At 61.0% G+C, this 12664-nt stretch carries 15 protein-coding genes; 14 read left to right on the top strand and 1 reads right to left on the bottom strand.

The features are described from left to right. Nucleotides 1–12: 12 nt before the first annotated feature. From ccoS to rraA, 9 genes are all read left to right on the top strand, one after another. Complete coding sequence (ccoS, locus tag B2J86_RS08655) at nucleotides 13–150, top strand: cbb3-type cytochrome oxidase assembly protein CcoS (RefSeq protein ID WP_169169448.1); 138 nt, start codon at nucleotides 13–15, stop codon at nucleotides 148–150. A 62-nt stretch (nucleotides 151–212) separates the two neighbouring features. Continuing rightward, entirely contained in the window at nucleotides 213–1655 is a 1443-nt protein-coding gene (ccoN, locus tag B2J86_RS08650; protein ID WP_169169447.1) for a cytochrome-c oxidase, cbb3-type subunit I, read from the top strand. A gap of 18 nt (nucleotides 1656–1673) precedes the next feature. Beyond that, a complete protein-coding gene (gene ccoO, locus B2J86_RS08645) occupies nucleotides 1674–2306 on the top strand; it encodes a cytochrome-c oxidase, cbb3-type subunit II (protein ID WP_169169446.1) in 633 nt (210 codons plus the stop codon). A 14-nt stretch (nucleotides 2307–2320) separates the two neighbouring features. Then, nucleotides 2321–2458 carry a cbb3-type cytochrome c oxidase subunit 3 gene (locus tag B2J86_RS08640; protein WP_169169445.1) on the top strand — a complete coding sequence of 46 codons (138 nt, stop codon included), beginning with the start codon at nucleotides 2321–2323 and terminating at the stop codon, nucleotides 2456–2458. Nucleotides 2459–2482: 24 nt separating this feature from the next. Beyond that, the gene (gene ccoP, locus B2J86_RS08635) at nucleotides 2483–3400 is read left to right on the top strand and encodes a cytochrome-c oxidase, cbb3-type subunit III (protein WP_169635480.1); all 918 of its coding nucleotides are present in this window, start codon (nucleotides 2483–2485) and stop codon (nucleotides 3398–3400) included. Nucleotides 3401–3481: 81 nt separating this feature from the next. Continuing rightward, entirely contained in the window at nucleotides 3482–4927 is a 1446-nt protein-coding gene (gene ccoG / locus B2J86_RS08630) for a cytochrome c oxidase accessory protein CcoG (protein ID WP_169169443.1), read from the top strand. A 43-nt stretch (nucleotides 4928–4970) separates the two neighbouring features. Next, a complete protein-coding gene (locus B2J86_RS08625) occupies nucleotides 4971–5252 on the top strand; it encodes a FixH family protein (RefSeq protein ID WP_169169442.1) in 282 nt (93 codons plus the stop codon). Between the two features lie 82 nt (nucleotides 5253–5334). Further along, complete coding sequence (locus B2J86_RS08620; protein ID WP_169169465.1) at nucleotides 5335–5628, top strand: hypothetical protein; 294 nt, start codon at nucleotides 5335–5337, stop codon at nucleotides 5626–5628. A gap of 106 nt (nucleotides 5629–5734) precedes the next feature. After that, nucleotides 5735–6244, top strand: a complete 510-nt coding sequence (rraA, locus tag B2J86_RS08615; RefSeq protein ID WP_173025235.1) for a ribonuclease E activity regulator RraA — start codon at nucleotides 5735–5737, stop codon at nucleotides 6242–6244. Nucleotides 6245–6323: 79 nt separating this feature from the next. On the opposite strand, the gene B2J86_RS08610 is transcribed toward rraA, so the two are convergent. After that, entirely contained in the window at nucleotides 6324–7292 is a 969-nt protein-coding gene (locus tag B2J86_RS08610; protein WP_173025234.1) for a DMT family transporter, read from the bottom strand. Nucleotides 7293–7601: 309 nt separating this feature from the next. Between B2J86_RS08610 and aceA the strand changes: the two genes are divergently transcribed. The 5 genes from aceA to rplT all read left to right on the top strand — a co-directional run bounded on the left by aceA (nucleotide 7602) and on the right by rplT (nucleotide 12606). Next, entirely contained in the window at nucleotides 7602–8933 is a 1332-nt protein-coding gene (aceA, locus tag B2J86_RS08605) for an isocitrate lyase (protein WP_173025233.1), read from the top strand. A gap of 292 nt (nucleotides 8934–9225) precedes the next feature. Next, nucleotides 9226–11145, top strand: coding sequence for a threonine--tRNA ligase (gene thrS / locus B2J86_RS08600; RefSeq protein ID WP_173025232.1), 1920 nt, complete (start codon nucleotides 9226–9228; stop codon nucleotides 11143–11145). A 73-nt stretch (nucleotides 11146–11218) separates the two neighbouring features. Continuing rightward, a complete protein-coding gene (gene infC, locus B2J86_RS08595) occupies nucleotides 11219–11827 on the top strand; it encodes a translation initiation factor IF-3 (RefSeq protein WP_173025231.1) in 609 nt (202 codons plus the stop codon). Between the two features lie 191 nt (nucleotides 11828–12018). Continuing rightward, nucleotides 12019–12222: a 50S ribosomal protein L35 gene (rpmI, locus tag B2J86_RS08590; RefSeq protein ID WP_169169437.1), complete on the top strand. Its 204-nt coding sequence runs from the start codon at nucleotides 12019–12021 to the stop codon at nucleotides 12220–12222. 24 nt (nucleotides 12223–12246) lie between these two features. After that, the gene (gene rplT, locus B2J86_RS08585) at nucleotides 12247–12606 is read left to right on the top strand and encodes a 50S ribosomal protein L20 (RefSeq protein ID WP_169169436.1); all 360 of its coding nucleotides are present in this window, start codon (nucleotides 12247–12249) and stop codon (nucleotides 12604–12606) included. Nucleotides 12607–12664: the final 58 nt, after the last annotated feature.

The following is a 12664-nucleotide window of genomic DNA, read 5'->3' as shown; positions in this document are numbered from 1 at the left end:
TGGAGCTTTCCGATGGACATTCTTTATCTTCTGATCCCGCTGTCGGTGGTGCTCGTGTTGCTGATCATCCTCGGCCTCTGGTGGGCCGTGTACCGGGGACAGTTTGAGAACGTAGAGCAAGAAGGCGAACGCATTCTTCGGGACAATTGACCTCGGTCAAATCCCCTGCAGCCAATCCGGTTAATACTTTCGCTGAAATCAAGAGGTGCCCGATGGATATTCCAAAAAAAGCAGATGCTGCGCACTACAACGACACGGTCGTGCGGCAGTTTTCGATCATGGCCGTGGTATGGGGGGTGGTGGGGATGCTGGTGGGCGTGTTCATCGCTGCCCAACTGGCCTGGCCTGAACTCAACTTCGGTATACCCTGGCTGAGCTACGGTCGCCTGCGGCCCCTGCACACCAACGCGGTGATTTTTGCGTTCGGGGGCAGTGCGCTGATCGGAACGAGCTATTACGTGGTGCAGCGCACCTGCCAGGTGCGACTGTTTGCGGGTCCGCTGGCGGCCTTCACGTTCTGGGGTTGGCAGCTGGTCATCGTGGCCGCCGCGATCAGCCTGCCGCTGGGCTACACCAGCGGCAAGGAATACGCCGAACTCGAATGGCCGATCGACATCCTGATCGCGTTGGTCTGGGTGGCCTATGCCATCGTCTTCTTCGGCACGGTGGGCATGCGCAAGGTGCGCCACATTTATGTGGCCAACTGGTTTTACGGTGCCTTCATCTTGGCGATTGCGCTGCTGCACATCGTCAACAGCGCGGCCATTCCCGCAGGCTTCATGAAGAGCTACTCGGCCTATGCCGGTGTGCAGGACGCCATGGTGCAGTGGTGGTACGGCCACAACGCCGTGGGCTTCTTCCTGACCGCAGGCTTCCTGGGCATGATGTACTACTTCATCCCGAAGCAGGCAGGCCGTCCGGTCTACAGCTACCGCCTGTCCATCGTCCACTTCTGGGCGCTGATCTTCACTTACATGTGGGCTGGCCCGCACCACCTGCACTACACCGCGCTGCCCGACTGGACGCAATCGGTGGGCATGGTGTTCTCGCTGGTGCTGTTGGCGCCCAGCTGGGGCGGCATGATCAACGGCGTCATGACGCTGTCGGGGGCCTGGCACAAGCTGCGCGACGACCCCATCCTGCGCTTCCTGATCGTGTCGCTGTCGTTCTACGGCATGGCCACGTTCGAGGGCCCGATGATGTCCATCAAGACCGTCAACGCGCTGAGCCACTACACCGACTGGACCGTGGGCCACGTGCACGCCGGTGCGCTGGGCTGGGTCGGCCTAATCACCATGGGTTCGCTCTACTACCTGGTGCCGCGCCTGTTCGGCAAGGAAAAAATGCATTCCATCAAGGCCATCGAACTGCATTTCTGGCTGGCGACCATCGGCATCGTGCTGTACATCGCCGCGATGTGGATCGCCGGCGTGATGCAGGGCTTGATGTGGCGCGCCGTGAATGCCGACGGCACGCTAACCTACACCTTCGTCGAAAGCGTGAAGGCCACTTATCCGTTCTACGTGATCCGCTTTGCGGGCGGCATTCTCTATCTGGCGGGCATGTTGATCATGGCCTGGAACGTCTGGGTGACTGCCATTTCGGGCCGTTCGGTCACCGTGGCCATTCCCGCCATCAAGCCGGCGCACGCCTGAGATCCGAGGAATTCCTTCATGTCACAACACAACAACAAACCGTCGACCGGTTTCACCCACGAGAAGGTGGAAACCAACAACTTCCTGATGATCGTGCTGATCATTCTGGTGATTGCCGTGGGCGGCCTGGTCGAGATCGTGCCGCTGTTCTTCCAGAAGTCCACCACCGAGGCGGTCAAGGGCGTCGAGCCCTACGCGCCGCTGCAGCTCGTGGGGCGCGACATCTATTTGCGCGAGGGTTGCTACAACTGCCATTCGCAAATGATCCGCCCGTTCCGTGCCGAAACGCTGCGCTATGGCCACTATTCGGTGGCCGGTGAATTCGTCTACGACCACCCGTTTCAGTGGGGCAGCAAGCGCACCGGGCCCGATCTGCACCGTGTGGGCGGAAAGTACAGCGACGAGTGGCATCGCATCCACCTGAACAACCCCCGCGACGTGGTGCCAGAGTCGAACATGCCGGCCTATCCATGGCTTGAAAAGAACGCGGTGGACGCCGCCGACGTGGCGCCGCGCATGCGGGCCTTGCGCACCGTGGGCGTGCCCTACACCGATGCACAGATCACGGCCGCCGCCGACGAAGTCAAAGGCAAGACGGAAATGGACGCACTGGTGGCCTACCTGCAGGTCATGGGCCGCGCGCTCAAGTAACGGAGGGTCTGAACATGGACATCACCACCATGCGTGTGGTCGTCACGCTCGCATCGTTTGCCTGCTTCGCCGGCATCTGGGTGTGGGCGTATTCACGGCGCAACCGCGACCGGTTTGACGAGGCCGCCCAGCTTCCCTTCGAACAAGATTGACCCTCACCAGAACGAGAACATCCAATGAGTGACTTCACCAGCAATTTCTGGTCGGTTTATGTGGCCGGGCTGACGCTTCTGAGCATCCTGGCCTGCCTGCTCCTGCTCTGGCTGACGGCCCGCAAGAAAATCGTCTCCGCCAGCGACAACACGACAGGCCACGTCTGGGACGAGGACCTGACCGAGATGAACAACCCCATGCCACGTTGGTGGATGTGGATGTTTGTCCTGACCATCGTCTTTGCGTTTGGTTATCTGGCCGCATACCCCGGGTTGGGCAAGTTTGCCGGCCAGCTGGGCTGGTCCACACAGTCCGAATACAACGCCGAAGTGACCAAGGCCAATGCCGAGCTCGAGCCGCTGTATGCCCGCTTTGCCTCCATGAAGCCCGAAGACAGAGCACGCGATCCGCAGGCCATGGCCATCGGCGAGCGTCTGTTCATGAACAACTGCGCGCAATGCCACGGCTCGGATGCACGCGGCAGCAAGGGCTTTCCCAACCTGGCCGACACGGACTGGCTGCACGGTGGCTCGCCCGAGAAGATCCGCGAAACCCTCGAAAAGGGCCGTGTCGGCAACATGCCGCCCATGGCCGCTGCGGTGGGCACACCCGAAGACGTGCGCAACCTCTCGCACTATGTGCTGAGCCTGTCTGGCAGCCCGCACGACTCGTTGCGTGCGTCGCTGGGCAAGCCTAAATTTGCTGCCTGCGCGGCCTGCCATGGCATGGACGGCAAGGGCAACCAGGCGCTTGGTGCCCCTAACCTGACCGATGATGTCTGGCTGCACGGCTGGGGCGAAGCCGCCATCACGGCCATCATCAACAACGGCAAGGTCAACGAAATGCCGGCCCAGGCAGGCAAGCTGACCGAAGCGCAGCTGGACGTGCTCACCTCGTATGTGTGGGGTTTGTCAAACCAGCCTGGAGCCGCAGTCCGGTAACCTGGCCGTGTGTCGAGGATGGCGCTGTGCGCCATCCGCTTGGCGCTCACGCGCCATTACCTTTTTGAAGATCGCTGCCCCATGAATGCCCCTCACGGGAAACCACGCAAGGTTATCCCGATTGCCCCAGTCGCCTCCGAACCCTTGGCCGAAGGCGAAATCGTGTCGCTTTATGAGGCGCAGAAGAAGATTTACCCGCGCTCCATCAGCGGGTTTTTTGCGCGCTGGCGCTGGGTCATGGTGTTTGTCACGCAGCTCGTGTTCTACGGACTGCCGTGGCTTGAATGGGGACAGCGCCAGATGGTGCTGTTTGACCTTGGGGCGCGGCGTTTCTATATCTTCGGGTTGGTCCTGTACCCGCAGGACTTCATCTACCTGACAGGGCTGTTGATTATCTCGGCCCTGTCGCTGTTCCTGTTCACGGCGGTGGCGGGGCGGCTGTGGTGCGGTTTTGCTTGTCCGCAGACGGTCTACACCGAAATCTTCATGTGGATCGAGCACAAGGTCGAGGGAGACCGCAGCGCACGCCTGCGCCTCGACGCCAGCGGTTGGACGTTCGAAAAGATCTGGAAAAAGACGGTCAAGCAAAGCCTGTGGATTGCCGTGTCCGCCTGGACAGGCTTCACCTTCGTCGGCTACTTCGTTCCCATCCGCGAGCTGGGTGCCGAACTGATGGCTTGGCAAGGGACATGGCAGATCTTCTGGGTCATCTTCTACGGCTTTGCCACCTACGGCAACGCCGGCTTCCTGCGCGAACAGGTCTGCAAGTACATGTGTCCGTATGCGCGCTTCCAGAGCGCCATGTTCGACAAGGACACGCTCATCGTCACCTACGATGAAGCCCGCGGCGAACCCCGAGGTCCCCGCACCAAAGCCGTAGATTACAAGGCCAAGGGCTTGGGCGACTGCATCGATTGCACGCTGTGCGTGCAGGTGTGTCCTGTCGGTATCGACATCCGCGACGGGCTACAGTACGAATGCATTGGCTGCGGCCTGTGCGTGGACGCCTGCAACACGGTGATGGACAAGATGCACTACCCACGCGGCTTGATTCGTTTTTCGACCCAGAATGGCGTTGCCAGGGGCTGGGGGCAGTCGCAGATCCTGCGCCGCGTGATGCGCCCGCGCGTGCTTCTCTACACGGGGGTGCTGGTGGCCCTGTGCGTGGGCATGCTCGCCAGCCTCGTGATGCGCACCCCCCTGAAGGTCGACGTGGTGCGTGACCGCGCCGCGCTGTCGCGCATCGTGGCAGGCGGCAAACTGGAGAACATTTACCGGTTGCAGATCATGAATGCCACCGAGCAGCCGCAGCGTTACCGCGTGGGCGCCCGGGGCCTGGAAGGGCTGGAGGTGGTGTCTGATCCGGAGCTGGAGATCGATGCGGCGCAGTCGCGCTGGGTCGCCGTGCGATTGCAGATTCCTTACGGCTCGGCGCAGCCTGGGTCGCACCCGGTGCAGTTTGACATCGAAGCGCTGGGAACTGCAGCGCTGGTGACCGAAAAATCGGTTTTCCTGGTGCCCCGTTGAGCTGCCCATGGGGCCGTTCTGTTCTCTACACAGGAGTATTTTGATGAGCTCACCAAGCGAAAAAGCTTCGGCGCCTCAGCCTCGGCCATGGTGGAAATATGGTTTCGTCTGGCTGGTGATTGCAGGCCCGGCGGTGGTCGTGGTCGCAGGTTTTTACACCCTCTGGCTGGCAGTGCGTTCGCCCGACCCGGTGCTCAGCGAGGACTACTACCGCCAGGGCATAGAGATCAACAAGACGCTCGAAGCGCCGCACAAGAGCCTCGCACCTGCCTTGAAAGGCCGCAACCATGCGGCCACGCCGCCCCAAGACCAGCCTCTGCATTGAAAGGCAACGGCGGCCCCATTTTTTGGTGACAATGGTTGCGGTAAGTCAGTTGTCCAAAAAATATACCAAGGAGATATCGCTGATGTGGAGCCAACGCCTGATGTGGATTGCATGGCCCGCCTTTTTGCTGGCGGGCGTGACTGAAATGCTGGTTTTTGCGATGGTCGATCCCGAGGATTTGCACTGGTTTGGCCAGCCACTGGCACTCTCACGCCAGGGTGTTTACACCCTGGCGTTTTTTGTCTTCTGGCTCATCACGATGGCTTCCAGCGCGCTGACGACCTTGCTCGCCATATCGCCGTTCGAGCTCAACCGATGCCCTGTGCTTCCTGGCGATCGGCCGGAAGACTGCCGCAAAACCCCGGGCTGCGCTTGAGCCACCGGTTGTCGCAGAGGCTGCGGCGGCATCACCGCAGGCCTGTGGCGCGCCGGAGTTCCGGGTGGGGCTGCTGGGTCTGGGATTTTTGGAAAAGTTGTCAAACATGATTGCTCATGCCTCCACGGCGTTCAGCACCTGCGATTTCTGCGATGCCCACAAGGCCGATGACAGTGGCGGATTCCGCGTGCTGCCACCGGTTTTCAAAGCTTTCGGGGGCATGGCTGCATTTGCTGGACCGGTGACCACCGTGAAATGCCATGAAGACAACACCGTTGTGAAGGCGGCAGTGGAGTCTGCGGGCGAAGGCCGTGTCCTGGTCGTCGATGGGGCAGGGTCCCTGCGCCGCGCACTGGTCGGCGGCAACCTGGCCGCTGCGGCGGCCCGCAACGGGTGGGCCGGCCTGGTGGTCGACGGCTGCGTGCGCGATGTGGCCGAACTCAATGCCTGCGCTGTGGGCATCCGCGCCTTGGGACTGGTGCCTTTGCCCACGGACCGGCGCGGCCAGGGCCAGCGCGACGTGGCGGTGCAAATTCAGGGCGTTTGGGTGCGCCCCGGAGATTGGCTGTATGCCGACGCCGACGGCATGGTTGTGGCCACACGCGCGCTGAACTGAGCGCGCAGGGCCGGCAGGCCGGCGCTCGCGAGGCGGCGCGTGGCCGCATTGTCCAATGCAGCCCATTGCCCAGAAGTTCCTAGAAATTCTGTGCCGTGTCCGTTTCCACGTGGCGGGTCGTCCCCGTGGGAAGGGTGGCCAGCAGCACGCTGACCAAGGCAACGCAAAACGCCAGCCACTGCATGGGCAAGAGGGTTTCGCCCAGCACCACCACGCCGACCAGCGTGGCACTGACGGGGAGCAGCACTGTGAACACGCCACCTTGCGCCGCGGGCACCGACCGCAGTCCGGTCATCCAGAGCCAGACCGTCCACATGCAGGCCGCCAGCGCATAGAAAAGCAGCAAAAGCCAGGTGCTCCAACCCACGCCGGCAAAGTCGAAATCCCAGGCGATGTACAGCCCCAGGGGGGTTGACAGCGCCAGCCCCCACAGGTTGATGAGCGAGGTGATGCGCCGGGGCCCCAGCGATCCCGTGAGCTTCTTGCCAATCACCGAATACGCCGCTTCGCACACCACGGCGCCGACCAGAAGCCATTGGCCCAGCCAGACCTGGTTTGGGGTGTTTTCTGCCCCCAGCCCTTGACTGGTAATCGCTAAATGCTCTTGTTTTGAGAGTGAAAACAAGGCAATGCCTGCCACGGCGCAGGCGACAGCGGACCATGTTCTGGGGGGCACCCTTTCGCGCAGGAAGAGCCAGCTCATGAGCGCGACCGCCGCCGGGATGGCGGACATGATGACGCCCGCCGACACGGCGCTGGTCAGCTTGACGCCGTAGATCACGCACACGGTGAACAAGAAGTTGCCCAGAAAGGATTCAAGGAAAAGCAGCCACCGTGTGCGCGGTGCCATCGGCGGCTCATGGTGCGGTTTCTTGAGCCAATGCAGCATCGCCAGCGCCCCGATGCCAAAGCGCATCCATGCCAGCAGGAACACCGGCAGCACGGCTGCCAGCGGCTTGGACAGTGCAACATAGCTGCCCACCAGCGCCATGCTCAAGGCCAGACAGGCATAGGCCACGGAGCGGCTCGGTGGGGCGGTGCTGGGCATCGGGAAAATCCAAAGGGGGTGGCGCATCATGCCTGATGGCAGGGGGGTTGAGCAGAGCATTTTTGCATCGCGTCATAAAGATTTTGCAATATGAAAATATGGCGCGTTGCAGTGCGCCATATTTTCGCGACATGAGAATTTTTTCCCCGCATTCAGACGATTTCTCTCCTAAGTCATTGATTTTCAATGGTTAAAAATATGTCTTCTATAAGATATAAGAGATTGCGTATGTCTTATAGAAGACTGTAAAGTGAAGCCATGGGCAACACCTTGTAGCCCGGCAATTTCAACAACCAATGGAGTGATCTGATGCCGCAATCCCTCAACGAACAACTCAGCCGCGAACAGCAAATTGCCGCCCTGGAAAAAGACTGGGCCCAAAATCCCCGGTGGAAGGGCGTCAAGCGCGGTTACAGCGCGGCCGACGTGGTGCGCCTGCGCGGCAGCCTGCAGCTTGAGCACACGCTGGCCAAGCGCGGTGCGGAAAAGCTGTGGGACAAGATCAACGGCGGCGCCAAGAAGGGCTATGTGAACGCGTTTGGCGCGATCTCCGCCGGTCAGGCCATGCAGCAGGCCAAGGCCGGGCTGGAGGCGGTGTACCTGTCGGGCTGGCAGGTGGCGGCCGATGGCAATACCTCCGAAACCATGTACCCCGACCAGTCGCTGTATGCCTACGACTCGGTGCCCACCATGGTGCGCCGCATCAACAACACCTTCAAGCGCGCCGATGAAATCCAGTGGGGCCGCGGCGTCAACCCCGGCGACAAGGAGTTCATCGACTACTTCCTGCCCATCGTCGCCGACGCGGAAGCCGGTTTTGGCGGCGTGCTCAATGCGTTCGAGCTGATGAAGAACATGATCCAGTCGGGCGCGGCCGGCGTTCACTTTGAAGACCAGCTGGCGGCCGTCAAGAAGTGCGGCCACATGGGAGGCAAGGTGCTGGTGCCGACGCAGGAAGCCTGCGAAAAGCTGATCGCTGCGCGTTTTGCTGCCGACGTGATGGGCGTGCCGACCATTGTGCTGGCCCGCACCGATGCCGAAGCCGCCAACCTCATCACCAGCGACCACGATGCCAACGACAAGCCCTTCCTGACCGGCGAGCGCACGCCAGAAGGCTTCTACCGTGTGAAAAACGGCTTGGAGCAGGCCATCAGCCGCGGCGTGGCCTATGCCCCCTATGCCGATCTGGTGTGGTGCGAAACCGGCGTGCCGGACATCGGCTTCGCCCGCGAGTTCGCGCAGGCCGTGCACGCCGCCTGCCCTGGCAAGTTGCTGTCGTACAACTGCTCGCCGTCCTTCAACTGGAAAAAGAACCTCAACGATGCGCAGATCGCTTCGTTCCAGGACGAGCTCTCGGCGCTGGGCTACAAGTACCAGTTCATCACGCTGGCCGGTATCCACATCAACTGGTACAACACGTTCCAGTTCGCCCACGCCTACGCCAATGGCGAAGGCATGAAGCACTACGTGAACATGGTGCAGGAGCCCGAGTTCGCCGCGCGCGAGAAGGGCTACACCTTCGTGTCGCACCAGCAGGAAGTGGGCGCAGGCTACTTCGACGACGTGACCACCGTGATCCAGGGCGGCTCTTCCAGCGTCAAGGCACTGACCGGTTCGACCGAAGAAGAGCAGTTCCACTGATTTGCTGCCCTGATTTTTGGGCGCCCGAAGCCCGAAGCGAGAGCTTCGGGCTTTTTTGTCGGCGCCATGGGTAAAATGCATGTCAAATCAATGCACAAGAGCGAGAAAGGCAATCTGGTTATGACACCGCGAACTCCATCGGAGACATCCGCCGGCCGTTGAGGCCGGCCGTTCGCGCCTGCACGAGATCCCAGCCTTTTCCTCTCCAAGCGCGGACCTGTTCCGCGCTTTTTTGCTTTCAGAGCACCGGGCGCGCCGCACCCACCGACACGATTTGACAAGGACTCTTTCCATGATCCACATCACGCTTCCCGACGGTTCCCAGCGCGAATACCCCGGCCCTGTCACGGTCGCCGAAGTAGCCGCTTCGATTGGCACAGGTTTGGCCAAGGCGGCCCTGGCCGGCAAGATCGGTGACCAGGTCGTCGACACCAGCTACCAGATCACACAGGACAGCCCGCTGTCCATCGTCACCGCCAAGGACGCCGACGGCCTGGAGGTGATCCGCCATTCCACGGCGCACTTGCTGGCGTATGCGGTCAAGGAGCTGTTTCCCGAGGCGCAGGTCACCATCGGCCCCGTGATCGAGAACGGCTTCTATTACGACTTCGCCTACAAGCGCCCCTTCACACCCGAAGACCTGGCCGCCATTGAAAAGCGCATGGCGGAACTCGCTGCCAAGGACGAGCCCGTGGTGCGCCGCGTGCTGCCGCGCGACGAGGCCGTGGCGTACTTCAAGGGCTTGGGGGAGCACTACAAGGCCGAGATCATCGCCAGCATCCCGAGTAACGAAGATGTCTCGCTCTACCGCGAAGGCGCCTTCGAAGACCTGTGCCGTGGCCCGCACGTGCCCAGCACCGGGAAGCTCAAGTTCTTCAAGCTCATGAAGGTGGCGGGCGCGTACTGGCGCGGTGACCACCGCAATGAAATGCTGCAGCGTGTCTATGGCACGGCCTGGGCCACGAAGGACGAACTCCAGCAGTACCTGACCATGTTGGAGGAGGCCGAAAAGCGCGACCACCGCAAGCTCGGCCGCGAACTCGACCTGTTCCATATCGACGACCATGCGCCGGGTCTGGTGTTCTGGCATCCCAAGGGCTGGACGCTCTGGCAGGAAGTGGAGCAGTACATGCGCCGCGTGTACCGTGACAACGGCTACCAGGAAGTCAAGGGCCCGCAACTGCTGGACAAGACGCTGTGGGAAAAGACCGGCCACTGGGACAAGTACCGCGACAACATGTTCACGACCGAGTCGGAAAAGCGCGATTACGCGCTCAAGCCGATGAACTGCCCGGGCCATATTCTGATTTTCAAGCAGGGCATCAAGAGCTACCGCGACCTTCCGCTGCGCTACGGCGAGTTCGGCCAATGCCACCGCAACGAGCCCACGGGAGGGCTGCACGGCATCATGCGCGTGCGCGGTTTCACGCAGGACGACGGGCACATCTTCTGCACCGAGGACCAGATCCAGCCCGAAGTGCTGGCGTTCACCCACCTGCTGCAAAAGGTCTACAAGGATTTCGGATTCACCGACATCATCTACAAGGTGGCCACGCGTCCCGACGCGCGCATTGGCTCGGACGAGATCTGGGACAAGGCCGAAGCTGCACTCATCCACAGCCTCGATGCATCGGGTTGTGCGTATGAGCTGTCCCCGGGCGAAGGGGCGTTTTACGGACCCAAGATTGAGTACACGCTCAAGGACGCGATTGGTCGCCAGTGGCAGTGCGGCACCATCCAGGTGGATTTTTCGATGCCCGAACGCCTGGATGCCGAGTTCGTGGGTGAAGACGGGAATCGCCATCGCCCTGTGATGCTGCACCGCGCCATCGTCGGCAGCCTGGAGCGCTTCATCGGCATCCTGATCGAGCAGCATGCAGGTGCCTTGCCGGCCTGGCTTGCGCCCACCCAGGTGGCCGTGCTCAACATCACCGATGCGCAGTCGGACTACTGTCGCGAAATTGCCGAAAAACTCGAAAAAGCACTGCCCCAGCATCCGCTGCGCGTGGCCCTGGATCTGCGCAACGAAAAGATTACGTATAAAATACGCGAGCATTCCATGCAAAAGCTGCCATTTATCCTCGTCGCAGGCGACAAGGAGCGTGCAGCTGGTGCCGTCGCAGTGCGCGCCAGGGGAAACAAAGACCTCGGTGCAATGTCCATCGAGTCGTTCATCGACCTCCTCGTTCAGGACATTGCCTCTAAAGCTTGATTGAGAAACCATGCTTTAAAGCGCACCGGTTGTGCCAAGGCAGCTACGCTTTTTGTAGCATTTTGATTTAAGGGTGATAGCCATAGCTACTGAATTTCGTGATCGTCGCCACCGCGAGGAGCGCAAGCACCGTCTGAACCGTGAAATCATGGCGCCTGAAGTGCGCCTTTCGGGTCCGGACAACGAGCCGCTCGGTGTGGTCAGCTTGATGGAGGCCCTGCGCATGGCCGGCGAGTTGGATGTGGACTTGGTGGAAATCGCCGCCACGGCCAGCCCGCCTGTGTGCCGTTTGATGGACTACGGCAAGTTCAAATACCTTGAGCAAAAGCGTGCTGCGGAAGCCAAGGCCAAGCAGACGGTCATCGAGATCAAGGAAGTCAAGTTCCGTCCGGGCACGGACGATGGCGACTACAACATCAAGATGCGCAACATCCGCCGCTTTCTGGCGGACGGAGACAAGTGCAAGATCACGCTGCGGTTTCGCGGTCGCGAGATCACGCACCAGGAACTGGGCCTGGCCCTGCTCAACCGAATTCGCGACGACTTGGCCGACACCATTCTGGTCGAGCAGTTCCCGCGCCTTGAAGGCCGCCAGATGATCATGATGATCGCTCCGGCCCGCAAGAAGCCAGCCGCAGCCAAGTCCGTGGCGGATGCGACAGGCGCCGCGACCGCTGATTGAGCGGCGCCCGCAACAACTTGCAGGTTTTGAATTGACTGGCGTGGCCCCGCAAGGGGCCATGCTATTCATGGGAAGGGGTGTTGTGCCTCTCCCGGGTGGGCGTTAAGCCCGCCGCTAAAAGTGGCTCGGGGCCAACAAGTTTGCAAATCGGTTTGCAAACGCCTCACGAGCACAATCAAAGGAGCATTCACATGCCCAAAATGAAGACCAAGAGCAGCGCCAAGAAGCGCTTCCGCGTTCGTCCGGGTGGTACCGTCAAGCGCGGCCACGCCTTCAAGCGTCACATCCTGACCAAGAAGACCACCAAGAACAAGCGCCAACTGCGTGGTATCACGTCTGTTCATGAGACCAACATGGGTCACATGGCACAGATGCTGCCATTCGCTGGCCTTTAATAACGACGAACAAGGAGTACACACATGCCTCGCGTCAAACGTGGTGTAACGGCTCACGCCCGTCACAAAAAGGTTCTGGCCCTCGCCAAGGGTTTTCGCGGTCGCCGCGGTAATGTCTATCGCATCGCCAAACAGGCGGTGATGAAGGCTGGGCAATATGCCTACCGTGACCGTCGTAACCGCAAGCGCGTGTTCCGCCAGCTGTGGATCGCCCGTATCAATGCCGGTGCGCGTGAATTGGGCCTGACCTACAGCCAGTTCACCAACGGCCTGAAGAAGGCTTCCATCGAGATCGACCGCAAGATGCTGGCCGACCTCGCAGTGCACGACAAGGCTGCCTTCGGCAGCATCGTGGAGCAGGTCAAGGCCAAGCTGGCTGCCTGAGTTCACGGCGGGTAGCTATCATTTCGATAGCTGCCAGCGCACAAACAGCAAGGGCTAG

The sequence above is a fragment of the Acidovorax sp. SRB_14 genome (genome assembly GCF_012932145.1).
GTDB lineage: Bacteria > Pseudomonadota > Gammaproteobacteria > Burkholderiales > Burkholderiaceae_C > Simplicispira.
The sequence above is the reverse complement of the archived record's forward strand: the minus strand, read 5'-3'. Positions and strand labels throughout refer to the sequence as shown.

What these genes read in the sequence shown, in the direction of transcription:
- rpmI (WP_169169437.1), top strand. Translation starts at nt 12,019, where the DNA reads ATGCCCAAAATGAAGACCAAGAGCAGCGCCAAGAAGCGCTTCCGCGTT.
- B2J86_RS08625 (WP_169169442.1), top strand. Translation starts at nt 4,971, where the DNA reads ATGAGCTCACCAAGCGAAAAAGCTTCGGCGCCTCAGCCTCGGCCATGG.
- ccoS (WP_169169448.1), top strand. Translation starts at nt 13, where the DNA reads ATGGACATTCTTTATCTTCTGATCCCGCTGTCGGTGGTGCTCGTGTTG.
- B2J86_RS08640 (WP_169169445.1), top strand. Translation starts at nt 2,321, where the DNA reads ATGGACATCACCACCATGCGTGTGGTCGTCACGCTCGCATCGTTTGCC.
- ccoG (WP_169169443.1), top strand. Translation starts at nt 3,482, where the DNA reads ATGAATGCCCCTCACGGGAAACCACGCAAGGTTATCCCGATTGCCCCA.
- thrS (WP_173025232.1), top strand. Translation starts at nt 9,226, where the DNA reads ATGATCCACATCACGCTTCCCGACGGTTCCCAGCGCGAATACCCCGGC.
- aceA (WP_173025233.1), top strand. Translation starts at nt 7,602, where the DNA reads ATGCCGCAATCCCTCAACGAACAACTCAGCCGCGAACAGCAAATTGCC.
- rraA (WP_173025235.1), top strand. Translation starts at nt 5,735, where the DNA reads ATGATTGCTCATGCCTCCACGGCGTTCAGCACCTGCGATTTCTGCGAT.
- B2J86_RS08620 (WP_169169465.1), top strand. Translation starts at nt 5,335, where the DNA reads ATGTGGAGCCAACGCCTGATGTGGATTGCATGGCCCGCCTTTTTGCTG.
- ccoO (WP_169169446.1), top strand. Translation starts at nt 1,674, where the DNA reads ATGTCACAACACAACAACAAACCGTCGACCGGTTTCACCCACGAGAAG.
- ccoP (WP_169635480.1), top strand. Translation starts at nt 2,483, where the DNA reads ATGAGTGACTTCACCAGCAATTTCTGGTCGGTTTATGTGGCCGGGCTG.
- ccoN (WP_169169447.1), top strand. Translation starts at nt 213, where the DNA reads ATGGATATTCCAAAAAAAGCAGATGCTGCGCACTACAACGACACGGTC.
- B2J86_RS08610 (WP_173025234.1), bottom strand. Translation starts at nt 7,292, where the DNA reads ATGCCCAGCACCGCCCCACCGAGCCGCTCCGTGGCCTATGCCTGTCTG.
- rplT (WP_169169436.1), top strand. Translation starts at nt 12,247, where the DNA reads ATGCCTCGCGTCAAACGTGGTGTAACGGCTCACGCCCGTCACAAAAAG.